Genomic DNA, 24,732 nt, shown 5'->3' on the forward strand with positions numbered 1-24,732 from the left:
TGCCCAAATCTTTCCTACGGCTGCCGCTTTTCTTCCGCGTAACTGCGGCGGATGTACAGCGGTTCCAGAGCGTTCACGTTTTCGACAACGTCCTTCAGTCGCTGAGCGGCTCCGATCTGTGCGACCGTGTATGCTCGCGGCTGCCAGAACCTGGCGTCGACAACTTGAAATCGATCGTTGAGAGAAACCTGTTTCGTCAGTGCGGGCCCGGAAAGTGGAATACTCGTAGATAGCTGCCCCGGGCCAATGATGGTGACGGGGTGGTTTGAACAGCGCAGCTGACTTTCGGGATCAAAGCCGTATTCGTTCCAGAACAATTCGCCACGCTGAGCATCGCTAATGGCGGCAACGACCGGGATATCAGCCGGGACCTGCTGTGCAATTGCCTGCAATGTGTCGACGGTCACCAGTGACGCTTTGTTGATCCAGGCAAACGTCTTTGCGAATGTCAGCCCCACGCGAAGCCCGGTAAAGCTGCCCGGCCCGATGCTCACTGCGACGGTGTGAATTTCCCCCGGAGTAACACCCTGCTCGCACAGCAGCCTTTGAACATCCGCCACAAGAGTTTGGGCGTGTCGGCGTCCTTCTGAATCCAGAAGGAGTTCAATGATCTCACCATCATCGCTTCGCAACGCGATGGAACCAATCATTCCGGACGTTTCCACAGCCAGCAGATAGCCAGCCTCACCATTGGTACCATTCGGTGGCTGATGCACGCTATTCACCGACCGAAAGTATCTCATTGAAGATGAACGGCTGAACGCCGGTATCCATCGAATCCGTCATCTCGCCAGCATGATAGCTACTGCGAACAAAAGGTCCGCTGGCGACCATTCGGAAGCCCATTTCGCGAGCGATTTGCCCAAGCTCGTTGAATTCCTCCGGCGGCAGATATCTTTCGACGGGAAGGTGATCGGGAGTTGGCTGAAGATACTGGCCGAGCGTAAGAATATCACAGTCGACAGCGCGCAGATCGGCGAAGACCTGAATCAATTCTTCCCGAGTTTCACCCAAACCCAGCATCAGGCCGCTTTTCGTTGGCATTTTCGGAGCTTCGCTTCGAACCTGACTCAGCAGGTCTAACGTTCGCTGGTACTCAGCATTCCTTCGAACACGATGATAAAGCCGCGGGACTGTTTCTGTGTTGTGATTAAACACGTCCGGCTGAGATTCGATGACGCGGCTGATAGCCGCGCGGTTTCCCATGAAGTCTGGCGTCAGCACTTCGACCTGAGCTCCCGTTCGGCGGCGGACCGCAAGGACCGTCTGGTACCAGTGCTCTGCGCCGCCGTCTTTCAGATCATCTCGCGTGACGGATGTGATCACGACATATTTGAGGCCCAGCCGTTCAGCTGCTTCAGCAACACGTTCAGGTTCATCAATCTGAAGTTGTTCTGTCTTGCCACGTGGTACCGAACAGAAGCCGCACGGGCGAGTGCAGACGTTTCCGCCGATCATGAATGTGGCGGTTTTCTGCGACCAGCATTCTGTGCGATTCGGGCATTTAGCACTTTCGCAAACCGTCTCCAGTTTCAGGTCTTCGATGACATCATTCGTGTATGCCATGCCAGCCTGAGGCAACGGCCGTTTCAGCCATCTCGGCAAACGTCGAACGTGCCCCGTCGGATTGGAAGCCTGCAGCTGACTCGATACTTCAGGATTCGCCGTGGCGGAGCAACAGTCTGATCCACTGCTGCACTGCCCACCCGACGAGCATGAGCCGGAATCAGACGGATTAATGATCGGTAAACTTGTCATTGACCTGCACCCTGGTTCTCTTCAGGAATGGATGCCCCGAATGAATATGATATTCAGGGTAGCCGAGTTCTTCACATAAATTCTGAATCAGCGACGCCCGTACTTGTGACATTTGAGTGGGCCGCACTCGCTCTGCGTCGAGAGATGAGATTTTCTGCCCGAGCAACCCCCGACCAATCTCTCGCTGTTCATCAAGTCGACTGCTTACGTTCAGGCAGATCCCAAAACTCGTAACACCGTCTTCGACACGAATGCCGATTTCGCTGATCACTCCGTGTCGACCTTCAACCACGGAATCGTCCGTCAGACCGGGGCGGGCTGAAACCTGCTGCTCTCGACATGACAGTACAACCGCACGAAGGAGATGGTCCCGGTATTCCGCTGCGTTCATTCCACACTCCGGAAGCGAAATCACGACATAGGCGATCAGTTGCCCGGGTTGGTGCAGGATCGCATGGCCATCGCGTTTGACGCGGTGAACCGAAATTAATCGTGCTTCCAGCTCTCGTGGATCTGCCGGCAGTTCCAGCAGGTTGCTGTCTGCCCCCATCGTCACAGCCGGTGGATGCTCGCACATCAGGATGGCCGCATTGATACGACTTTGGGAGCGTACTTCATGCACCATCAGTTTCTGCAGCGCCAGCACTGACATCACGTCGACAAGTCCGAGGAGTCGGACTTCCGCGATGGTTGCGGTCTTACTGGTAAATGCTTCCCAATCGATGGTCATGCGGGTTGAAATAATACGGGATGGACCGAGCGACGATCACCGAGGCGCAACCTGTTAGTCAGGGTGGTCACCCGGTAAGAAAACGGCATCATGCCGACATGCCGTGATTCTACCACGCACAACGACTTCAACCCAACGGAAGTCTGTGGTTCCATTCAGATTCGAAGCAGGGATCCGCTATTCCAGGTCTGATTCTCAGGCATGGTATGCCGATCCCATGCTGGGCGGCCGCGTAAAATTGCATCCAGGAACGCGTAGCGAGGGGTAAAGCACCTGTCAGGCGTTGGCGTGGCCTGCTGATTCTGTCACGTGCAAAACGTCTGTAATTCGGCTCGAAGCCGGGTGATCCGGCCCCCGGATGACGATCCGGAGGGATACCAAATCAGATCACAGGGCCAGCAGTGGAGTTCGCTATCGAATAATTGTGGTCAGCTCTTTCAGGACTTCATCGGTCACAGTGATTGTTCGCGCATTGGCCGAAAAGCCCCTCTGAGCAACAATCAGTCGCGTAAATTCCAGAGCCAGATCGACATTTGAGCCTTCGAGCTGTCCGGCTCTGATGGCACCACGGCCTCCGTTCAGAGCGTTCCCAATAACGGCTTCCCCGCTGGCAAGCGATGCCTCGTAATAGTTGTTTCCGGCACTGACAAGTCCATCGACATTACGAAACGACGCGATGGCAAGCTGGCCAAGTGCCAGCATCAGTCCGTTGCTGGTCAGGCCAAAGATTGTACCGTCGGAGTCGATCTGTACGTCGGAAAGTTGCCCTGGCTCATATCCATTTGCAGCGGCAGAAAGCGATGCGCGTGAGCCTGCTTCGGTCAGACCTTCGAAAGAGCCTGGTTCGCCAAAGGAAAGGGTCACTGTCTGCGGGGAAGGTACATTGTCAAATTGAAAGGTGATATCAATATCCCCGGACGCGGTCCCTTTCACCTGCTGAAAAGAACCATCCTTGTTGAAGGCGATACCCTGAACGGAATTATCCAGCATGACCCCTTCCGTGGGATCGATGACGGCTTCCATATCCCAGTCGTTGTCCGCTCTTTTCGTAAATTTCAGATTGACCGCGTGCCCCACTCCACGTTCATCGAACACTTCGGTGGCTCGATAGTAGGAGTCGGCATTCTTACCGACCGATCGTGTGATAAAGCTGTAGGTTCTGAAATCAAAATCACCGATATTCCCCGGGATATCTTCAATCGACACGTCCAGCGATGAAGGGCCGGTGCTGCCAGCCGTGACTTCGATGTGTCCCAGCGAATCCAGACTGAACGTTGCATCACCGTATGCCGTTTGCAATTCAGTCATCAGACCGGCCACGGTTGTTGTGCCATCCACCGAAATCTCAGACGGAAATGGTGGAGTACCGTCAGATCGTGTGCCACCAAGAATCAGCTTGTCGCCTGCGACATACGGAATGACGCTTCCGTCGAGATCATTCAGAAAATCCGTTCCGCTCGCTGCCGTGCCGCCCTTAGTGAGCGGAACCGAAAGTCGGAGCCTCTGAGCTACCGGCCCTGTGGCTGTCGACGGAAAGTTGCCACCAACTGTAATTTCGTCAGTGACTTTACCCGGAATTGCAACGCCCTTCGGCACCAGCAATCGATCGTCGCCCGGAGTCTGGAAGGATGGATTCACTCCGTCCGGTTCTCCAACGGTTCCAAATCGCTTGATCAGATTCCCCGTGGATGCGTCCACAAGATAGCCGTTCTCATCCAGCGAGAAAGACCCCGCTCGTGTGTAGTAAGTCTTTTCGCCCGAAGTCGCAACGAAGAACCCGCCGCCATCGACGGCCACATCCAGGTCCTGCCCGGTGGCTTCCAGATTGCCCTGTGAGAAGTTCAGATCGACAAGCGAAATGCGACTTCCGGTACCAATCTGAACAGCATTCACGCTGCCCAGCAAGCCGGTAGAGGCAGACGTGGAACCACGCTGAAGTTCGTACATCAAGTCTGAAAACAAAGCACGCGAGGATTTGAATGCTGTCGTATTCAGGTTTGCAAGATTATTGCCGATCACTTCGAGCATCTTTTGATGCCCGCGAAGTCCGGAGATTCCGGTCAGGAGTGAATTTGCCATCGCTCAATACCCTTTATTTTATTGCGACTTAGTTTAAGACGCCGGTAATGTCAGCCAGTGAAGCAGCGATATGTTCCGTCTGATTGGGCACTGCGATGGACATCCTTACGCTCTCGCCGAACCTTGCGACTGTATCTACAACGCCTGAGACTCCACCACGAATCTGCACCGTCCTGCCCAGCAATGATGATGCCACCGAGAGGTCGTCGAAGTTGTTCTGCGACGATGACGGGACTTCGCTGATCGTATTAATGTCTTTCACAGGAACGGATTCGCCATTCACGGTCACCATCACGCTGCCACTCCGCTGAATAACGCCTGATACGATGCCCGAATAAGAGTTGCCCTCCGGGTCCTGCCATCCCACTTTCTTTCCCAGCCACGCGGTGTCGCCGATTGCAAGCGCGGTCGCGGGTTCCTCTGGCGGCGAGGACTGAAGTTCGATCAACTTGTCGAGTTTCGTATTCTGTGTTTCAATCCCCTCAACCATGGAAAATTGAGCGAGTTGAAGCAGGAAATCTTCCTGTTTGGTTGGATCGAGTGGATCCTGGTTTTTCAGTGTGGTGGTGAACAGTTGCAGGAACTCGCTGCGCCCGGATTCCGCCGTAAATGATGTGCTCGCCATTTTCTGCTCAACTGATTTGTGGGATGAAACTCAGGATTCATTCAGGCTCGAAAACTCAGCCGGTCGTTCTCGCCTGATCGATGGTCCCTTGCCGAAACACTACGATCAGACTCAGAGGCATTTCGAACCGCGCGGCGCCCCGTCCGCGAAATGCCTCGATGCGAGTCGGGATGACCATCCCCATGGGGATGGTGCCCGCGTCCGTGATGGCCGTTGGTGTCTGCCGACAGGAAATCAAGCGAACACAGCCCCATTTCACTGTTCCGCAGTTGCTGTTCAATTTCACTTCCGCGTGCCTGTAACATGTCCATCGTCACAGGCTCGAGGGCGGTTACGCGAATGTTCAGGCCCTGTTCTGTCCGACTCATCTGGATCACCAGTTCTCCCAGGTCGGGAGGATCCAAACGCATCGTCATTGACGATGGATCTGTTCGGTGCTGTTTGTGGACGTATTCATAGATTGCTCGGGAAACCTGAGCAGACAGAGGTTGCCGTAATTCCGCCGTGACCGATTCCCCGATGGAATTTCCCGCCGGGCCGACAATGACTTTGTTAAATGACGCCGGGGCCGCCGCATCGTCTGTGCTCGGTACTTTCGCATCCGTTGTCTGACGCCCATCAGAGGTCGGACTGGGGCGATCGAATTGAATGGAATTGGGAATCATTGCAGACATGGCCCGCAATGGATCGGCTGCGATGGCCGGATTGATCGCAGAAGGGCGACCCGTCGCGCCACGACCGTTCATCGATACGATGCGGCCGATATCCCGGCCAACAGCGTCGGCAAGCCTCGCGAACGAAACTTCTGATTTCTCCGGCAACCGCGGGGACGAACGGAGGTTGTTCCACAATTGAGGACTGGAACTCGAATCCCCAAAGTTCGAACCACCATGGTGCCTGTTAAAAACGGAATGGTGACCTTCGTTCGCGCCAGGAATCGCTCTGATGTTCAGGTTGCCCTCGCGTGCCAGACGCAGCCCTTCTGCTCGGGCCTGATCAGCGGGACTTGTCCTTAGCGCCTCGATCTGAAATGGAATGGATCCGTCCTTCAACCCCTCCAGAATTCGCTCCAACGAATGTACCGGAGCCCCCTGCGAGGCATCGCCGGCATCCACCGTTGATGCCGCCGCAGAAGGACTGATCAAACGATGAACATTCGTGTGGGCTGACACATGTTCGGGTGAATCGTTGACCTCCGGTACATGCCCAGAATTCTGCACGTCTGAATCAAGTGTTGCGATCGCTGGTCTGCTTCCCACGGCCGACTTTGTTAATGGTACAAAGTTCGTGGACGAAGACGTTGCTGATTTGGTCTTCAGCAACGGGAGTGATGGCTGCTCTGCATTTGATTGTCCCTCAGTCAGCACTGCGCCGTTTATTCCTGGTAGTTTCGGCTGAGCGTCGCTGTTCTTGTTACTTTGCTTCTGCTGATCCCCGTGCGAAATTGTCTGGACGAAACTAGCGATGTGGTTTGAATCTTCGCCGGATCCCACCGTCGGCTTTTGAACAGCCGTTGCCGCTGTGTTTGCGTTAATCAGCAGTAACTGAAACTCACATTTGCATGAATGCTCTTTCCTCGGACGTGTTCCTTTTTCAGCGCGCTTTCGTTCGTCCGCCGCACTCGCTTCGCGTCGTTCGGCTCGTTGTCGCGCCCGCTCACGATCCGATGACCTGTCGGATTCCTTCTCCGAAGCAGTGGTCGGAGTCCGAATAGTGTCGCGTTCCACGGAACGATCGATGCCTTCAGCTCCCCGAAGGACGGGAATTGAGTTTGTAACAGGAATTGGAAGCAGCGATGTCATGATTCTGTACCAACTGGGTCCGCGACGAAGACCCACGTTCCTCGCAGTTTGAATCCGGCTGCAGGAACGTGTTCTTCTTCCTTCGTCATTTCACTGCAGTGCCACTGGCGAAGAATTGCCATGAAAATGGGGCACTGCGACGAATCCCCATGGGCACAAGCACCCACATAAACCGCACAACGCGCGTAATCAAACGCGTTAGAGATTCGAACAAGGGAGTGCCGCGTGGCTTTGCAGGTCAAATACCGTATCATGCCCCCCCGCGTCACGACGCGACTTCATCCCATGACCTGCCCCTACCAATCAAAGTCTGTTCAGACCGTGGCATCGGAAATTCCTAATCAGCCAGACCCTCGAACGAGGGGTGATCGCCGTCAATCGTCGCTGAACGGAGACCTTATTCTGTTTCTGGAGTCCCTGACGGAAAGTCTGAAACACGTCATCTTTCAGCGTGCGGTACTGAGTCGTCCATCGTCAGAAACGGCAGAATTCCCCCGAGTCGATATGCGATTGGTGCGTCTGAAGTCCGGAGAACATCTGCAGGTAGCACGACGTACGAAAACGCAGGAATTCCATACGAATATCCCCCTGAATCCCTCAGATTTTGATACATCGCTTGCGTCTCTGGAACAGTTGCTCTCTCCTTTTATCTGGCAGGATTTTCGGATTGTTGGTCGTACGGCAATTGTTGAATATTCAAAGCAGAAGAACACACTATGGAAATCTCGTCGCAAAGAGATTGATGACTCCGCCTCACTGACAACAACGCAGTCCGATCACAACAGAAAGCGTGCGTATTTAATTCCGGATGGAACCCCGGTGCCCTTCCTTGTCCATACAGGAATCATGACGGAATCCGGGCAGGTCCGCGCCCGTCACTATCACAAGTTCCGACAGATCAATCGGTATCTCGAGTTCATACATGATGTCGTGGACTCCCTGCCGCAGGAGGGGCTTCGCGTAGTCGATTTTGGAAGCGGTAAAAGTTACCTGACTTTCGCCACGCATCACTTAATCAAACAAATTCTCAATCGCGATTGCGAAATCGTTGGCTTAGACCGCCGTGCCGATGTGGTTGCGACCTGTGAAGCGATCGCGAGGAAGCTGAATCTGGCGGGAATCCGTTTCGAAGTGGGAGAAATTGCGGGGTATCAGCCATCCGGGGCCGTGCACCTGGCAATCTCTTTGCATGCCTGTGACACGGCGACAGACGATGCCATCCAGCAGGCCGTCGCGTGGGAGGCAAACGTTATACTGGCCGTTCCCTGCTGTCAGCATGAATTGGCTGGCGTGATGGCTGGGAATGCACTTCCCGTGCTGACTGAGCACGGGATCCTGCGAGAGAGATTCGCGGCGATGACAACGGATGCAATGAGGGCTGAGGTATTGGACGGGGTCGGTTATGATGCATCGCTGATTGAGTTCATCGATATGGAGCATACTCCGAAAAATATCCTGATCCGGGCCATTCGCCGGAAGAACGCGACGGATGCAACACGGCGTCAATCTGCAATCGAACGACTCACTCACATGCGACATTTACTGAATATACCGCCGCTGAAGCTGGAGCGAATGCTGCTTCCGTCATGAATCGAACGCTGATCACACTCTGTACTTACAATGAACGAGAAAACATTGAATTGCTCATACCCGAATTGCTGAGCACAGTTCCAGACATCTGCATTCTCGTAATCGATGATAATTCGCCTGATGGCACAGGTCAGTACGTGGATCAATTGTCCGAATCAAATCCTCAGATTCGAATCATCCATCGAGAAGGAAAACTGGGGCTTGGCACTGCCACCGTTGCGGGATTCCAGTACGGTATTGAGCATCAGTTTGAACTGCTGATCAATATGGATGCGGACTTCAGCCACCAGCCCCGCCATATTCCTGAGATGTTGTCGGAAATCAAAAAAACGGATGTTGTCATCGGCTCACGATATGTCGCGGGCGGCGGTGTCGTTGGATGGAGTCTTCGACGGCATCTGATGAGCCGCACAATTAATCTCTGGGCCAGGCTGTTGTTAGGATTGAGGACCAGAGACAACAGTGGCAGCTTTCGGTGTTTCAGGGTTCCCTGTCTGGCGATGGTTGACTGGTCAAAAACCGTATCAAAAGGATATGCCTTTCAGGAAGAGATCCTTTACCGTCTCTCGCGGGCTGGGTGCAGCTTCTCAGAAACACCGATCCGCTTCGAAGATCGGCGATTCGGTACAACCAAGATCAATATGTACGAAGCGATGACAGCTGTGATCGATATCCTGAAAATGGGTTACCGTCGGCTGCTTCGGCAGGACTAAACGATCAGGAGTTGCTGTCTGCTACAACGCGCCGCGGCATAAGAAAGATCCGTCAGCCTCATCCCCCGCCTACGCTACCCGATCTGACGCGTCGGTCAGAACCTGCGCCCAATTTCGCGCGGAATCTCATGCGCTTGCAATTCGAATGTGGCCGCGTCAATACTTGTCGGGGATTTGGCGCGTTGATTCCTTTCGAGCGATAGCAGGTGATGAGATGAAGAACGCAGCTGTATGGCAGGTGCTGATACTTGTAACGTCGATTTCCAGTCCTTCTTCGGCGCTGTTCGGTCAGGACCAGCTTCCGCTGGTCATGTCTGTAGAACGACAGCCGCTGACGGCAGCAACGAAGCGAATCATCGAAGCAATGGAGTTTGCAGGCGCGCCGATCGACGTCGCTACGCTGGCCAAACTCGATCAGGCATTTACTGCAGATCGTGATGCAGACGCGATTGAACAGATACAGAAAGCGCTCGACCCACTTTGCGTGGCAATGGTAAACATCAACGCCGAAAGCAGAGTCAAAGTCTCTGAAGGTCCTGCTCCAAAAGAACTGATCGAGCAGGGCTGGACAGCCTTTCTTGTCAAGGTTCACAACGAGGCCGGGATTAACCCTCCACTTCAGGTCGAAAGCCCCAATGCTGCTCCGGTTTATCAGCAGGGAAAAGGGGCTCGCCAACAGCCTCGAACCGATCAGAATCTGGTTGACGCCAAAGATGTGCCGGACCGGTTCCTTGATCTCCGAATGCTCACGAGAGAGCCGCTGAAGCCGCGACTTTCCGGCCTGGCCCTTGAATACGCCGTAGTAGAACTTTACTCACGAGATGCCGGAAAGCGAGAAGCAGCGATTTCATTTCACGTCGGAGCTGGTACCCAGGACATTGGTTTTCGAAATGCCGTGCCAATGCTGTTTGAATGCAAGCCCGCCGTTGAGGTGAAGTTTTCGATCCGGGATAGTGACGGAAGCCCCACGACCGCTTCGCTGATTATTCGGGATACGCAGGGCCGCATCTATCCACACCCTTCGCGGCGGCTTGCACCAGACTTCTTTTTTCACCATCAGATTTATCGAAACGATGGCGAATCCGTTGCACTGCCACCAGGAAGGTACGAAGTGATTGCGAATCGAGGTCCCGAATACCTGCCGCAGATTTCGACCGTCGAAATACCAGCAGATGTGAAAGAATTCGGGGTACCAATCCGTTTGAAGCGATGGATTCATCTTGCGAGCCGGGGCTGGTATTCCGGTGATCATCACGTCCATGCGGCAGGCTGCGCTCATTACGACAGCCCAACAGAAGGCGTCGGCCCGGAAGATATGATGCGTCATATTCTGGGGGAAGACCTGAACGTTGGATGTGTCCTCAGTTGGGGGCCCTGCTGGTACACCCAGAAGCAGTTTTTTGAAGGAGAGGTTTCTCGTCTTTCGACGAACCGCTATCTGATGCGTTACGACGTTGAAGTGAGCGGTTTTCCATCATCGCACGCTGGCCATCTTTGCCTTTTGAAACTCAGGGAAGATGATTTCCCGGGTACAACCAGAATTGAGCAGTGGCCAAGCTGGACCATGCCAGTGCTTCAATGGGGCCAGCGACAGGGTGGCATTGTCGGCTACAGCCACAGTGGATGGGGACTGGCGTTACCGGACTATATGCCGGATGGTTCACGGCAATTCACAAAGCGACCATGGGGAGGCGCTGGAAATGAATGGCCTGGTCGAGCTGCCGATCGGCTTCCCGATTACGCCATGCCGGTCTTCGACGGCATTGGCGCGAATGAATATATCGTGACGACGGCTCACGGTGCGTGCGATTTCATTTCTGCTGTCGATACGCCCGCCATCTGGGAACTGAATATTTGGTACCACACCCTGAACTGCGGAATGACAAGTCGCATCAGTGGCGAAACGGATTTCCCCTGCATCTACGGTGACCGTGTCGGTTTGGGACGAATCTACGTGGGTTTCGATGATGATGAAGAGTTATCGTATGACACGTGGGTTGACGGACTGAAGGATGGGCGAAGCTATTGCGGCGATGGACTCAGCCACATCATTGATTTCAAAGTCGATGACGTATCGGTTGGCGCTCGTTCGGCGGATCAGTCGAGCGTCAGCGAACTGCAGATCAGTGAAGCCCGATCGGTTGTTGTCCAGTTTGACGCGGCCGCCCTGCTGGAAGAAACACCAACTGAGCTGTCTCGGTCAATTCGGAACCGTCGTCTTGATGAAAAACCATACTGGCATATAGAACGATGCCGAATTGACGACTCGCGAGATGTACCTGTAGAGATTATTATCAACGGCGAAGTTGCCGCCACCAGAAGGCTGCTCGCTGACGGGCACATCGAACATTTTGAAGTGCCTGTTGAAATCAGTCGATCATCCTGGATTGCCATACGTATTCTGCCGTCGGTGCATACCAATCCGATCTTTGTGAAAGTGGATGGGAAACCAATAAGGGCCAGTCAGCGAAGTGCCGAATGGTGTATCCAGGCTGTTGATACGTGCTGGAATTCAAAGAAAGGCCAGATTCGTGAATCAGAAAAAGCCGATGCAAAAGCGGCCTACGATGCCGCCAGAGAAATCTACCAGCAGATACTGACAGAGACGACTGCTCAGTAGCCGGGCGTCACGACCTTCATTCGCCGGAAACGAAAACAGGCTGATCGCACGGCAGCAACCAGCCTGTTCCTGAGTCAACAGTTTCGGCAACCACTACTTTTCCGGCAGTGCGTCCACTTTGATGCTGAGATCCCTGAGCTGCCGATCGTCGACTGCGGATGGAGCACCCGTCAGCATATCGGCTGCTTTTTGGGTCTTTGGGAAGGCGATCACATCGCGAATGTTTTCGTCACCCGCCAGAAGCATGACCCATCGGTCGAGTCCCAGTGCAATCCCCGCATGCGGTGGAGCACCATATCGCAGGGCCTCCAACAGAAATCCGAATCGCTTTTCAGCTTCATCTGCACTGATCTTCAGTAAGTCAAAGACTTGCTGCTGAACGGCCGAATCGTGAATACGGACACTGCCACTTGCGGCCTCATAGCCGTTGACGACCAGGTCATACGAGTCTGCTCGTACTTTTCCGGGTTCGCTTCCCATCAATTCAACATCTGCCGGATTGGGCTGGCAGAATGGATGATGTTCTGCATCGTAGCGCTGTTCATCAGGATTCCACGTCACCAGTGGAAAGTCCACGACCCAGTGACAGCTGAATTCAGAGGGATCGTAGAGATTCAGTTCCTTCGCCAGTCGATTCCGCAAAGCTGAAAGTGCAGCTGAAGTGACTTTGGGCTGGTCTGCGACGAAAAGCAGAAGGTCTCCGTCTTCTCCGTTCATTCGACTGATGATCTGCTGCTGCTGCTCATCAGTGAAGAACTTCGCGATTGTCGATTCCAGCTTGCCCCCGACTACTTTCATATAAGCCAGGCCTTTGGCGCCGTAGTCTCCAACGAAGTTCTTCAGGTCGACATCCAACAGTCTTCGGCTGTATTTTTCTGCCGCCGCTTTGGCATTGATGCCACGGACCCGGCCGCCGCCGGCCATCACATTTTTGAAGACACCAAAGTCACAGACCGATGCGACGTCACCAATATCGATCAGTTCCATTCCGAATCGAAGGTCTGGTTTATCAGATCCGAAACGCTCCATCATGTCGGCATAGGTATGGCGAGGCAGCGGTGTTTTTACGTCGACGCCACGGACGGCTTTCATAACATACGCAACCAGCCCGTCGATCAGATTGAGGATGTCGTCGCGTTCGACGAATGCCATTTCGACGTCGATTTGTGTAAATTCCGGCTGGCGATCTGCTCTCAGGTCTTCGTCTCGAAAGCAGCGTGCAATCTGGTAATACCGGTCAAAACCCGCCACCATCAGAATCTGTTTGTAGATCTGTGGGGACTGTGGCAGTGCATAAAAACTGCCGGGATGCACGCGACTGGGCACCAGGTAATCTCGTGCCCCTTCAGGGGTGCTTCGTCCCAGCATGGGAGTTTCGATTTCCAGAAACTCCCGTGTGTTGAAGTACTCGCGAACAGCCTGCGTTAATTGGTGACGCAGGATAATGCTCTTCTGCAGGTCCGGTCGGCGAAGGTCAACAAAACGGTATTTGAGCCGCAGTTCTTCATTCGGCAGGTCGCTACCATCAATTTCAAACGGAGGAGTCTTGCTCTTGCTGAGCACCGTCAGGGACCTGGCAAGAACCTCAATTTCGCCGGTTTCCAGTTTGGCATTCACGAGGCTGTCGCCGCGATACCTCACTTCTCCCACGACTTTGACCACGTCTTCACGACGAAGCTTACGTGCCAGACCATCCATTTCGGAGTTGTCGTCTTTATTGAAGACAACCTGAGTCTTGCCATAGCGATCTCGCAGGTCAACGAACACCAGGCTGTCGCCGTGGTCGCGATAACTATGAACCCAGCCGCTGACCGTGACGGTTTCGCCAACGTTGGATCGTCGAAGTTCTCCGCAATGATGAGTTCTGTGCACAGAATGTAGTCCGAGGCAGACGAGGAAAAAGGCCATCGAAGATTCAGCACGTTAACGCAAACAGGCTGAAATGAGTCCTCGATAATTCCGGAAACGGGCAGTATAGAACGCTGGCCAGCGAACCGCAAAGAGGCGGTCATGTTGGCCTTACAGTGAGAATTGGCGTGAGAGAAACAGTGAACGGCCGAGGTGAAATGGCATCTCACAGGTTTCACTGGCTTCTTGCGGAAACTGTCGCCACTGGTTTACGCAGGCTACTGGTTTACGCAGGCTGAAACTGATTCAAATACGGAATCGTCGCAGCATGTGCAGTGACCTGATCTGAAGCCGACAACAACTGCCCCAGGTAATCCCATTCACCGGTAATTAGTGCTGTCTGAACACTGGCTGGCAGAGAAACGGAAATTCTGATGTCGCCAAGACTGACGGACAGTGATTCCAGATCGACTGTGAGTTCCGATTCTGGATTCGTGCTGATTGCCGCTGCGAGTTTTTCCAGGTCTGCCCGACTGGCCTTCAATGCAGGAATGCCGAGCGAGCCGCAATTTCCGAAGAAGATCTCCGCATAAGTTTCGGCAATGATGGCCCTGATCCCCCACCGCATTAACGACTGCGGTGCGTGTTCACGGGACGACCCGCAGCCGAAATTTCGGCCGGCAATCAGGATTCCAGCTCCCTGGTACTCAGGCTTGTCAAACGGATGGTTTGGGTCCTGCTTTCGATCATCCTCAAATGCGTGTTCGCCGAGCCCGTCGAATGAGACACATCTCAGAAAACGCGCTGGAATAATGCGGTCTGTGTCGATGTCATCAAGCATCAATGGAATGCCCGTTGCTGTGATCGATTTGATTTCGTTCATTTAAATCTTCTCAAATTGTATTTGTGTTCGGTTTGAATTGGGTCTCACACAGATCGGCGAAGCTGGCAGCCTGTTAAGAAACGGGACTGGCTCGACGACAGCTAGACGGCCGCTCCGGCAAACTCGCGAATGTCAGTGACGGATCCCTGAATGGCTGCAGCCGCAACCATCGCGGGGCTCATCAACAGCGTTCTGCCGGTCGGGCTTCCCTGACGTCCCTTGAAGTTTCGGTTGCTGGAGGATGCGCAGAGTTCGCGCCCCTGCAGCTTATCCGGGTTCATGGCGAGACACATGCTGCAACCGGCTTCACGCCACTCAAATCCGGCTTCGGTGAAAATCTTATCCAGCCCTTCCTGCATTGCCTGATCTCGCACCAATTGAGAGCCGGGGACGACGATGGCTTTGACACCAGCAGCAACCTTATGACCTCTGGCAACGCGGGCGGCTTCACGCAGGTCGGAAATACGCGAATTTGTGCACGATCCGATGAATGCGACATCGATCCGCGTGCCATGAATTGACTGACCGCCTTCGAGTCCCATGAATTCCAGTGCTTCACCGATCAGAGTTCGTTCATCCGGAGAGACATCTTCCAGACGCGGTAGCGGCTGGCTGATCCCCACCGACTGTGCCGGTGTAATGCCCCATGTCACTGTGGGTTCGATGTCCGCAGCGTCGAACACAACTTCGTCATCAAACTCAGATTCTTCCGCGGAAGCCAGTGAAAGCCACCACTTTGCGGCACGGTCGAATTCGTCCCCCTGGGGCGAGAATGGTTTGCCGCGCAGGTATTCGACAGTCTTCTCGTCGGGATTGATATACCCGCAACGAGCACCTCCTTCGATGCTCATATTGCAAACCGTCATTCGTTCTTCCATTGACATCGCATCGAATGTCGTGCCGGCAAATTCGTAGGCGTATCCGACTCCGCCCTGAACGCCCAGCTTCTGGATGATGTAGAGAATAACATCTTTTGCGTAGACACCGGGGGCCAGATCGCCATTGACGACAACGCGACGCACTTTGGGACGGCTCAGAAACATGGTCTGGCTGGCAAGGACTTCGGCCACATTGCTTGTGCCAATACCGATGGCAATGCTGCCGAACGCGCCATGAGTGCTGGTATGGCTGTCACCACAAACGATTGTCATCCCGGGTTGTGTTAAACCCTGCTCCGGACCAACGACGTGGACAATGCCCTGACGTTTGTCTTTGAGATCCAGCAGCGTGACGCCAAATTCGTCACAGTTCTTTTCAATCGCCGACATCATCTGTTCGGCAAGTGAATCCTGGAATGGACGTGACTGGTTCGCTGTGGGGACAATATGGTCGACGGTCGCAACTGTGCGTTCCGGAAATGCCACCTTCAAGCCCCGGTCTCGCAGGATCTCAAAAGCCTGAGGGCTTGTGACTTCGTGAATCAGATGCAGCCCGATAAACAGTTGAGTGCGTCCCCCAGGCAATTCCCGAACCGAGTGAAGATCCCAGACCTTGTTGAACAGATTGCGTTTGTCGGACATGAACATGCTTCATTGAAAACGGTGTGGAAACGAATCAACCGCCGCAGCCGTTCCCCTGCTCCCGACCAATTTCCATGAGGAAAATGGAGCTTCCGGGGATGGATCGAAAGAAACACGCAGCGGCGAGCCCTGCAGCATCGGGGGACTCCACTTCGCCTTCTGCGTCAATCACGCGCACAGCGATTTCGGCGTCACCCGGGAGAGCGTACAGCGACCGCGTCATTGTAACGCATCATTGACTCGGATTCAGCGAATAGGTTCACCGAGACCGAATTTCTGCGGCGACTTCTCATACAACTGAACAGCCTGGGGCACCAATTCTCGCAAATTGGCGGATCGTGTCGAGTCCGACGGGTGCGTCGACATCCATTCCATGGGCTGACCACCCTCCTTCATTTCGGCAAAACGCTGCCAGAACTCCGGAGCCGAAGAAGGATCGTAGCCAGCTCTCGCCATCAGCATGATTCCAATGGAATCCGCCTCAAGCTCGTGTGTACGGCTGTACGGAAGAATCACACCATATTCCGATGCAGCGCCATATGCGGCGAGGACGATCTTCTGTTTTTGTTCGTCCTGAGTCTGGGTGACATATCCCACAGCTGCTTTCCCAAGGTTCTGTGCAGTCTGATAGGTCATACGCTCGCCACCGTGCCGTGCAATCGCGTGAGCAACTTCATGCGACATCACCACTGCCAGCCCAGCCTCGTCTTTGCAAACAGGAAGAATGCCCGTGTACACCGCCACTTTGCCACCAGGCAGACAAAACGCATTCTGAGTCTCTGACTCGATGACGTTGAATTCCCAGTCAAAATCCGGGCGATTGGCGACAGCCGCGATGCGATTTCCGACGCGGCGAACCATTTCGACGTAGGACTGGTTGGATGTAACCTTTTCAGTTTCAAGGACCTCCTTGTAGGCGGTCAGTCCCATTTCATTCTCTTTGGACTCGGAACTCAAAAGGACAAGCCGTTTACGACCGGACTCCGGCACTTGCTGGCAGCCCGTCACGAACAGCGTTGTCACCACCGGAACGAGCAGAACCATGGCGAAAATCGCACTTCGAGCCCCGAAGCGACGCGTCTTGCCGTTGATCTTTCCATTGATCTGACTCTGCCACGACTTGCTCATCACAGACCCACTTCCGTTTGGATCAGTCACCGAATCACCTTTCAACAACACCCGTTTCCTGAGTGTTGGGTGGTTTAGCACTCGAAGCCGATTCGTTGCAATATCTGAAGTCCCCAGCCGACGGCGAACAGCTCCACCGAGCCACTTGAATTGAGCGGCGTCCTGATGAATCGGCAGTTTACGCGGATTGGGTGAACAGTCCGAACCCGCTTCACGTCGAGGATCCGGAATGGGCACGCCGAATCTATTCTTTGGACATGACAGCTGGCATGACCTCAAGCAGCTGATCGACTTCTGCGTCTGTGCCGACCGTGATCCTGAGTCCGTCAATTCGCGGAGACTCGGGGGTGGCCCCGTCAAATGACATGTAACGAACCAGAATTCGGTTTTCCTTCAGGCCTTCGTAGATCGACTTGTGGGGCACAGCCGGGTGTGTCACCCAGATGAAATTTGCTTCACTGGGATGTGCAGTGAAGCCCATACCGACCAGAGAATCCGACAATCGCTGGCGCGTGGCCAGAATTCTGGCTTTGTTTGCCAGCATCCAGTTCTGATCCAGCAAAGCCGCCGTTGCAGCAGCCGTCGCAACGGCATCGCAGTTGTAGCTGTCCTTGACTTTCTGCATCCCCTGAATCAGATCCGGATGGGCAATCGCAAATCCAAATCGAATGCCTGCAAGACTGTATGACTTGCTGAATGTGCGCGTCACAATGATTCGATTTTCGAAGCTGTCAGATCGCAACAACTCGCCCCGGTGAGGGGTCTTACAGAAATCGCCATAAGCCTCATCCAGAACCAGGACTCCTCGATCCGGCAGCAGTTCCAGAAGTTGTGGATTCGTCCAGCGATTCCCCGTTGGGGAGTTGGGGTTCGGCACATAAAAAATCCGACTTCGCTCTCTGAGCGACGCAGCAGCACCCGATTCCCATTGCCAGTCAGCGTCCAGTCGTAAACGTTCGACATGACACCCCTGGATATTTGCAAGGGATTCGTAGAGGACATAGCTCGGGTAGGGGTAGGCGATGGTTTCGCTTGCATCACAAAATGAGCGTGTGATGATTGTCAGATTCTCGTCGCTCCCATTCGCGGCAAGAATCCAGTCGGGACCAACACCGAACAGTTCGGCCGCGACTTCCCGAAACTTTCTCGCTGTCGCATCCGGATAAATATTCAGGCGACTTGTCGCGGCGCTTCGAATCGCTTCCACAACCATCGGCGACGGGGGGTAGGGATTCTCGTTTGTATTCAGCTTTATCCAGCCGGAATCCTGCGGCTGCTCACCAGGTGTGTATCCGGCCATACGATCGATTGCCGGACGAAAGACGGATGTCATGTCAGTGAATACTCAAGTTAAAAAGCAGTCCCTGGCATCGCGACATGCGAACACTCAGCAGACCACGCCCAAACAACAAATCGCGACAGCACAGACGACAATGCTCAAATCGAAAGTCTTGAAACGAAAAGACTTTCAGATATGGTAGCGGTCAGTGAAGCAGACACAAATCTGCTTCAGGATTTCAGATTTACGGGAGTCAGCGGGATGGAAGAGTTCGTTGGGCAAAATGTCGTGGTCGACGTCGAATCGCTCTTCGTCTTTCTGGGCCGACTGAAGGAGATTCGTGACAAAACACTGATACTAAAGAGCGTGGACGTTCACGATCTGCGAGATTCAACCACGACGCGAGAGGCCTATGTTCGGGAAGCAAGGGTCCACGGAATTCAGCCGAACCGCAACAAGGTACTGATTCGCCTGGAACAGGTCGTCAGCGTATCGATGCTTGATGATGTCATCGAGTAATGAGGAGACAACAGGATGAATAACTACCGAAGTTCCGGGAAATCATCTGTCCCATCGGTGGTCGGCTTTGCGACGACGCGGAAAGTCTCCTGAAGCAGAGTATCACCTTGAAATTCCATTCTTGCATCAGATACGAATTCTCCTGACCGAGTTGCCCTCATTCGCAGGGGCAAAGTTCGTACCTGCATGGGTTCGAGTCGTTGCACACCGTTCACGACCTCTCGCTGGTTGGGGTCACTACGCTGAACGTGATGGCGAAGTCCGTCCTGCAACGTAACCCTCAGCCCGACATTTTCAGCAGGGGCAGTGCCCACATTCTGCACCACAAAATTGATTTCAATGACTTCGCCGACAGTGACGGGGCTGACTGGCTCCTGAATGGTCATTTTCAATTCGGGCCGCCGAGCAATTCTTCTTGTGGGTGCCTGACCAACAACATCGGTTTGAGCCTTTACGGCAGTGACCGCTGAAACTTCCGTCACCCATTCAAAATTCAGGCTGCGTCCTCCGCTTAATGCTGCAGAATCGCCGGAGACAGTGTACTCCAGAACTGCTTCGTCGAATGGTCTCAGATCGTTAACCAGCCAGGTAATGACGCGCCCTCGAAGCAGGCCGCGACCATTGATGTCACGAATCTGACACCCCGCTGGCAAATACTCACGAACAATCAGCCCGCTCACGGCAACCTTGTCGGCATTGCTGATCCGAATGGCGACGTCCACACTGCCACTGTCTGAACGCACAGGTGCCACCTTCGTCACCCGCAGGCTGCTTTCCGAAAGCAGTTGACCAGGGATAACTCGCACCTGACGTTCAAGGTTTGCAAGCTCCTGAACCGTAGATTCGCGGACGAAAGCTTCATTTGAATTCTCGTAGATCCCGCCCCTGACAATGCCTCGGCCAATCGATTGCATCCACGCATCCTGGTTCAGCTGACGGATGGCTGTGTTGATGAAGTTGATGTCGGGCTGGCTGACCACAAGTCGCCCCGGGGTCCGGGAAACCGTGTTGTCATCAAAAACCGTTTGTCGCTGACTGACACGTTCGAAACTGAGTCTGAGCTGTGGTTCCGCCTCGGGCTCCGGATCGGGCAGATCAAACGGATTCTGCAGGACTTCCGGTCGTCTCCGTGTGACCATGACAGGACGGTCGTAACCCGGGTCGAGAAATACACGGTAGGGAGCTCCACGGGTCTGCCAGACCAGATTGGCTGGATCCTCATCCACGACGGCGGGCGTCAGGAGCGTTTCGGCCAGCTTTGGGCTCGTCGCAACCTCAGGAACCTTGTCGATGACACTGCCTATCTGCAGAGGTGCTATCAGGTCACGGTGAGTCGCGGCGGCATCATCTGCCATTCCGCTGAACATCAAAAAGGCGACAATAAACAACCCCGCTGTTCCGGAGACCGTCGCCAATACCCAGGAAGAATGCCGTTCGACAAACAGCAGGATCTGATTCAGTCCCTCGCCAAGCTCTTCGGAGACAGCGTTCACGAGACGACCGATCGGTTCCAGCCAGCGTCCCTCGAACAGAGAGACCATGGTGAACTGATCGCCGTAAATCATCCCGATGAACATCAGGCAGAGTATACCGCAGAAGAAGAGTGCCCAGGCGGTAATCATTCAGCACATCCTTGCCGATCGAACAAGACCAAAAATACGTTTGGTACTTCGGTGGTTTAGCAAATCTGAGCGATGCAGGGAACATCGCACCGGTAAATTTGGCGGATGATTGCGGTAACTTCCCGTCGATTTGTATAGCCTGCCGGAGCCGTAGAGCATCATCTCCAAAGGTACCAATGGCCAATGATGTCTCCAATTTCGTCGAGAATCGATTCGCGCTGGCAAGTACTTCATCTAGCATCCGGGGCATCGAATTGATCCCCACAACATTCAAAACGCTGTTGAATCGACTTATGAGTGAATTAGCGATCGAAATTCCGGCGTTCGAGCCTGAGAACGGACAAGGCAGGCAGGCCGACGAACCAATACGATTCGTGGTCCGATACGGCACAATGCGTTTGCTCGGTGATTTCGAAGCAAAGCGCCAAACGCTCCGTCGGGGCGATGAAGTTGTTGTTCGTTCTGATCGCGGAATGGAATGGGGAACAATCCTGTGCCCCGCAACAGAAAATACGTCCGAATGGCTTGGACAAAACAAATCCGCCGGCGGCAGAGTGCTTCGGCTGGCTTCAGATGAAGATCGGAAGTCGCGTTTTGAGAATTCAGAGAGAGAGAAGAGGTATTTTGCCGCCGCCGCTCAAATGATCAAAGACCGATCGCTGCAGATGCAGTTGATCGACGTTGAGCAGATCTTCGGTGGCGAACGGATCATCTTCTACTATCTCAGTGAGAAGCGAGTCGACTTTCGGGAACTGGTCAAGCAGATGGCGCGCGAATTCAATACTCGCATTGAAATGCGCCAGATTGGAATTCGCGACGAAGCGAAACTGCTGGCCGACTACGGAGATTGTGGAAAGCCAGTCTGCTGCAACACGCATCTTCAGGAAATGCCACCAGTTTCCATGAAGATGGCAAAGCTGCAGAAAGCCACACTCGACCCGAACAAAATCTCCGGTCGCTGTGGCCGGCTTAAGTGTTGTCTTCGGTACGAATACGATACCTACGAAGAGCATCGTCGCGAATTGCCGCCAATTGGCAGCACCGTGATCACGAAGGCAGGGCAGGCACGCGTGATTGGTCAGGAATTACTCGCCAGAAAGCTGCTTGTCTCTTACGAGGACGGCCGCAGGATCATGACCGATGAATCCGACATAGTCACCGTAATCTCGCGAGGAGGTAAGGGGAGAAAAAACCCCAGACAGGAACAGGAGCAAAATGAGGAATAGAGTCTTCATCCCAGTGGAATCTCGTTGTAGAATCGCCACGCATTCTTAACAAATTGAGGCGTTTCGGCATCCTCTCCGCGGATACAGCGAAAATGACAACTGTCAGAAACCAAATCGGTAAGTCAACATATCACGCGAACGCCTACCGTTTCGTCTTCTCTGCGCTGCGTTTTACTCAGGAGCAGCTTGGTCGTGATCGGGAACGAGAAGAAACGGGGCACATTTCAGGCCCTGAACTGCTCGACGGAGTCCGCCAGTTGGCACTTCAGCACTTTGGAATGATGGCGGTACCAGTATTCAACAGTTGGGGAATCCACTCCACCGACGACTTCGGGCACATCGTGTTCGAGCTGATCGAACGCGGCGAAATGCGAAAAACTGAGCATGATCAGCTCAGTGATTTCTTCGGCGTCTTCGACTTCCACAAGGCATTCATGGATGATTACAGCATCGACACCAGTTCGGTGTTCGGGAAATGAAGCATCCAGGCCCCTTCACTGATCATTCGCCAGCCAGCAACGATTGAGTCGACAGTTTTTGTCTGATCATGACATGCTGGAATGCGGACCGCTTCTGCAGTAGAAGTGCATTCCGAAAAGTATGTTGGGGCCGTCCGGTCCTGGTTTCTTCAGGCTGTTCCACACGCCTTCAGGAACAGACTTTCGAACTGAGGGTCTGGCAGCAGACAGGGATGCTTGTATTGTTCCACGCTTCCGCCCCCCCGCTGCGTTCGACTTGCAGTGAATTGATCCCACCGGGCGCGATCGAGAAGCTGGCACGTCACCGGCGCCAATCTTCCGGTTTCGCGTTTCTCGCGATACTCAAGATTTGCATTGCGTAATTCGGTGTCAGTTCCAGCCGCCAGTTCGGCAAGTTTGTCAGTGTCTACCCTCAGCTGTTGCTGGTCAGGGTAATCGACCAGATCGACAAACAGAACGTATCCGGGCGGTTCGTTCCATTGCGGGGTCATCGTAAAGAGTCGGAGCTGAAGCTGAAGGGCGTCTGCCGATGTCCGCACCGCCTGAACCACCTGCGATTCGGCAATCTTCTCGCCTGTGATACTCGAAATGTGCGCGCCCTTGTGCAGGAACTCCAGCATCGGGGTTGAGCCATGAAAGCCGACACACCTGACAACATCCTTGATGTTGTACCGATACAGCCCGGAGCTTGTGGTCAGCAGAATGAAGTATTCCTGCCCTTCCTGAAGTTCCTGTGCCAACAGGGTTACCGGCGTGCTGCTCTGGGATTCCGCAACTGGCAGGAACTCGAAGAAATGGGTTTGTACTTCCAGAACTCCGGCGGAGGAATCGTTGTGAATGGGCATCGTCATTCTTCCTTCGCTCGCATGAAGTCCATGATCCCTTACGACGATTCCGGGAAAAAGCCGGCGCAGCCGCGAAACGTAGGCGCCGGCACTTCCACCACACCAGACCCCCAAAGCAACCAAATCGGGCCACACGTCCATTGGAGAAAGTGTCCCGCGTTGCGTCAGAAGTGATTCCAGTTGCCGGGATCGGTTTCGATCGGGACGCAGTTTCAGTCTGGCGGCAGACGCAGCGGCTGCATCAGTTGGGTTTTCAAGGCAACCCGTCATCGTGCCATCGTGGATGTCCCGAACGAGCCACTCGGCTTTTGATTCCAGTAACTCAACCATCTGAAGCACGGTGCTCGGGTTGGCAGTAATGACCATGCCCACAAATGGGTCCTGAATGGCGTACTTCAGCGCGGCGTACTTCTTGACATCCGAATCTGTCACGTGCGCAATTTCGGATGGCACCGAATACATTGAACGCACGATTCGGCCCTGCATGGCAGCGACCAAACCGCTGATATTTCCACATGGTGTGCCGTCAGGGGCAAGAAAACGCTTATGACTGCTTGTGATCTGCACCATATTCAGGGGTTGAAGCTGAGGGTACTCGAAGTAAAGGCCGATCCCCCAGTTCTGCCATCCCCGACGATAATCATTGACAAACTGCTGTGTGACCGGAATCAACTTTGAATCTGCAGTGGTCCCGCTCGTCAGTGCGAACATCAACAGCTTGTTGTCTTGACCAAGCAACGCATTGTGCTGGCCGTTCTTCACCTTCTCCACGTACGGTTGCACGAGCTCGAACCCTGCAACAGGGACCTGACGACGAAATTCCTCAACGGTCGTTCCCGCGTTCAAGCCAAAATCGCGCGAGAACTGTGTCCCGGAATTGAGTGCCAGAAGGCGGTTGAGTGTCGCTGTCTGCTCCGCCGCACAGCCGATTCTCGTAGCCTCCAGAAATGAGTCTCTCTGCCGAAGAATCGATCGCCGATGGGATGTGCCCAGGATTTGTCGAAGGCGATTTCTGAGGGGGAGGTTCGTCATCAGTGTCTCCGCGTCGTCAGGTTCAATGCCGCGATAATTCAACAAAGAAAGCCATCTCCGGTTATGAAACCGAACATGGCTTTCCTGCAAATCCACTTCTGTTCGTCAGATCGACGCGAACAGATTACTTCTTCTTTTTCTTGGCGTCTTTTTCGTCGCCCTCTTCTTTTGTCTTCTTGGGTTTCTTGCCGGTGACGGCCTTTGCAACACGGACCTTCGGAAGGCCAACCGGACTTCGTCCAGCTACCCAGCGATCCTCCTCGATCAGCTGTGCAATCCGCTCACCACGCGTCAAAACGTTCCGCGTGCGAGACAGGCCAACGCGAGACTTCAGGGTCTTATCAATCGACACGACTTCATACTCCAGTTCAATTCCGCATCCGAGTAACGCAAGGGCCGGGAGTGTATCGTCCATCCTGCGACATCTCAACTAA

The 24,732-nt window shown here is 54.0% G+C and carries 20 protein-coding genes and 1 pseudogene; 6 read left to right on the plus strand and 15 right to left on the minus strand.

Annotated elements, in window-relative coordinates; genetic code table 11:
• Positions 1-14 precede the first annotated feature (14 nt).
• From tsaB to R3C20_13450, 6 genes and pseudogenes are all read right to left on the minus strand, one after another.
• Positions 15-716 (minus strand): tRNA (adenosine(37)-N6)-threonylcarbamoyltransferase complex dimerization subunit type 1 TsaB, encoded by a 702-nt coding sequence (tsaB, locus tag R3C20_13425; protein ID MEZ6041501.1) that lies wholly within the window; start codon positions 714-716, stop codon positions 15-17.
• Between the two features lies 1 nt (position 717).
• Positions 718-1,758 carry a lipoyl synthase gene (gene lipA / locus R3C20_13430; protein ID MEZ6041502.1) on the minus strand — a complete coding sequence of 347 codons (1,041 nt, stop codon included), beginning with the start codon at positions 1,756-1,758 and terminating at the stop codon, positions 718-720.
• Positions 1,736-2,488, minus strand: coding sequence for a hypothetical protein (locus tag R3C20_13435; GenBank protein ID MEZ6041503.1), 753 nt, complete (start codon positions 2,486-2,488; stop codon positions 1,736-1,738). Before R3C20_13435 ends, lipA begins: the two co-directional genes overlap by 23 nt.
• 411 nt (positions 2,489-2,899) lie before the next feature.
• On the minus strand, positions 2,900-4,567 hold the full coding sequence (locus R3C20_13440) for a flagellar hook-basal body complex protein (protein ID MEZ6041504.1): 1,668 nt from the start codon (positions 4,565-4,567) through the stop codon (positions 2,900-2,902).
• 28 nt (positions 4,568-4,595) lie between these two features.
• Positions 4,596-5,201, minus strand: a pseudogene (locus tag R3C20_13445) (flagellar hook capping FlgD N-terminal domain-containing protein).
• 32 nt (positions 5,202-5,233) lie between these two features.
• A complete protein-coding gene (locus R3C20_13450) occupies positions 5,234-6,994 on the minus strand; it encodes a flagellar hook-length control protein FliK (GenBank protein ID MEZ6041505.1) in 1,761 nt (586 codons plus the stop codon).
• A gap of 225 nt (positions 6,995-7,219) precedes the next feature.
• On the opposite strand from R3C20_13450, the gene R3C20_13455 reads away from it, so the two are divergent.
• The 3 genes from R3C20_13455 to R3C20_13465 all read left to right on the plus strand — a co-directional run bounded on the left by R3C20_13455 (position 7,220) and on the right by R3C20_13465 (position 11,917).
• Positions 7,220-8,584: an SAM-dependent methyltransferase gene (locus R3C20_13455; protein MEZ6041506.1), complete on the plus strand. Its 1,365-nt coding sequence runs from the start codon at positions 7,220-7,222 to the stop codon at positions 8,582-8,584.
• Positions 8,581-9,297, plus strand: a complete 717-nt coding sequence (locus tag R3C20_13460) for a polyprenol monophosphomannose synthase (protein ID MEZ6041507.1) — start codon at positions 8,581-8,583, stop codon at positions 9,295-9,297. The genes R3C20_13455 and R3C20_13460 overlap by 4 nt, the downstream gene beginning before the upstream one ends.
• A gap of 214 nt (positions 9,298-9,511) precedes the next feature.
• Complete coding sequence (locus R3C20_13465) at positions 9,512-11,917, plus strand: CehA/McbA family metallohydrolase (GenBank protein MEZ6041508.1); 2,406 nt, start codon at positions 9,512-9,514, stop codon at positions 11,915-11,917.
• 93 nt (positions 11,918-12,010) lie between these two features.
• Here the strand turns inward: R3C20_13465 and aspS are convergent, their stop codons facing one another.
• The 6 genes from aspS to hisC form a co-directional block, all read right to left on the minus strand.
• The gene (gene aspS / locus R3C20_13470; protein MEZ6041509.1) at positions 12,011-13,789 is read right to left on the minus strand and encodes an aspartate--tRNA ligase; all 1,779 of its coding nucleotides are present in this window, start codon (positions 13,787-13,789) and stop codon (positions 12,011-12,013) included.
• A 262-nt stretch (positions 13,790-14,051) separates the two neighbouring features.
• Complete coding sequence (gene leuD / locus R3C20_13475) at positions 14,052-14,648, minus strand: 3-isopropylmalate dehydratase small subunit (GenBank protein MEZ6041510.1); 597 nt, start codon at positions 14,646-14,648, stop codon at positions 14,052-14,054.
• Between the two features lie 101 nt (positions 14,649-14,749).
• Positions 14,750-16,168 carry a 3-isopropylmalate dehydratase large subunit gene (leuC, locus tag R3C20_13480; GenBank protein ID MEZ6041511.1) on the minus strand — a complete coding sequence of 473 codons (1,419 nt, stop codon included), beginning with the start codon at positions 16,166-16,168 and terminating at the stop codon, positions 14,750-14,752.
• A 34-nt stretch (positions 16,169-16,202) separates the two neighbouring features.
• Complete coding sequence (locus R3C20_13485; protein MEZ6041512.1) at positions 16,203-16,391, minus strand: hypothetical protein; 189 nt, start codon at positions 16,389-16,391, stop codon at positions 16,203-16,205.
• A 23-nt stretch (positions 16,392-16,414) separates the two neighbouring features.
• Positions 16,415-17,326, minus strand: coding sequence for a M48 family metallopeptidase (locus tag R3C20_13490; GenBank protein ID MEZ6041513.1), 912 nt, complete (start codon positions 17,324-17,326; stop codon positions 16,415-16,417).
• Positions 17,327-17,540: 214 nt separating this feature from the next.
• Complete coding sequence (gene hisC / locus R3C20_13495) at positions 17,541-18,629, minus strand: histidinol-phosphate transaminase (GenBank protein ID MEZ6041514.1); 1,089 nt, start codon at positions 18,627-18,629, stop codon at positions 17,541-17,543.
• 141 nt (positions 18,630-18,770) lie between these two features.
• Between hisC and R3C20_13500 the strand changes: the two genes are divergently transcribed.
• On the plus strand, positions 18,771-19,094 hold the full coding sequence (locus R3C20_13500; GenBank protein MEZ6041515.1) for a hypothetical protein: 324 nt from the start codon (positions 18,771-18,773) through the stop codon (positions 19,092-19,094).
• A 23-nt stretch (positions 19,095-19,117) separates the two neighbouring features.
• Here the strand turns inward: R3C20_13500 and R3C20_13505 are convergent, their stop codons facing one another.
• Positions 19,118-20,716, minus strand: a complete 1,599-nt coding sequence (locus R3C20_13505; protein ID MEZ6041516.1) for a hypothetical protein — start codon at positions 20,714-20,716, stop codon at positions 19,118-19,120.
• 176 nt (positions 20,717-20,892) lie between these two features.
• Between R3C20_13505 and ricT the strand changes: the two genes are divergently transcribed.
• Together ricT and R3C20_13515 are read left to right on the plus strand one after the other, a co-directional pair.
• A complete protein-coding gene (gene ricT, locus R3C20_13510) occupies positions 20,893-21,942 on the plus strand; it encodes a regulatory iron-sulfur-containing complex subunit RicT (protein MEZ6041517.1) in 1,050 nt (349 codons plus the stop codon).
• Positions 21,943-22,034: 92 nt separating this feature from the next.
• Positions 22,035-22,421 carry a hypothetical protein gene (locus R3C20_13515; GenBank protein ID MEZ6041518.1) on the plus strand — a complete coding sequence of 129 codons (387 nt, stop codon included), beginning with the start codon at positions 22,035-22,037 and terminating at the stop codon, positions 22,419-22,421.
• A gap of 149 nt (positions 22,422-22,570) precedes the next feature.
• Here R3C20_13515 and R3C20_13520 read toward each other — a convergent pair whose 3' ends face one another.
• Positions 22,571-24,298, minus strand: coding sequence for a GH3 auxin-responsive promoter family protein (locus R3C20_13520; protein MEZ6041519.1), 1,728 nt, complete (start codon positions 24,296-24,298; stop codon positions 22,571-22,573).
• Positions 24,299-24,422: 124 nt separating this feature from the next.
• On the minus strand, positions 24,423-24,713 hold the full coding sequence (locus R3C20_13525) for a small basic protein (GenBank protein MEZ6041520.1): 291 nt from the start codon (positions 24,711-24,713) through the stop codon (positions 24,423-24,425).
• Positions 24,714-24,732: the final 19 nt, after the last annotated feature.

Source organism: Planctomycetaceae bacterium, assembly GCA_041398825.1.
Taxonomy (GTDB): domain Bacteria; phylum Planctomycetota; class Planctomycetia; order Planctomycetales; family Planctomycetaceae; genus F1-80-MAGs062.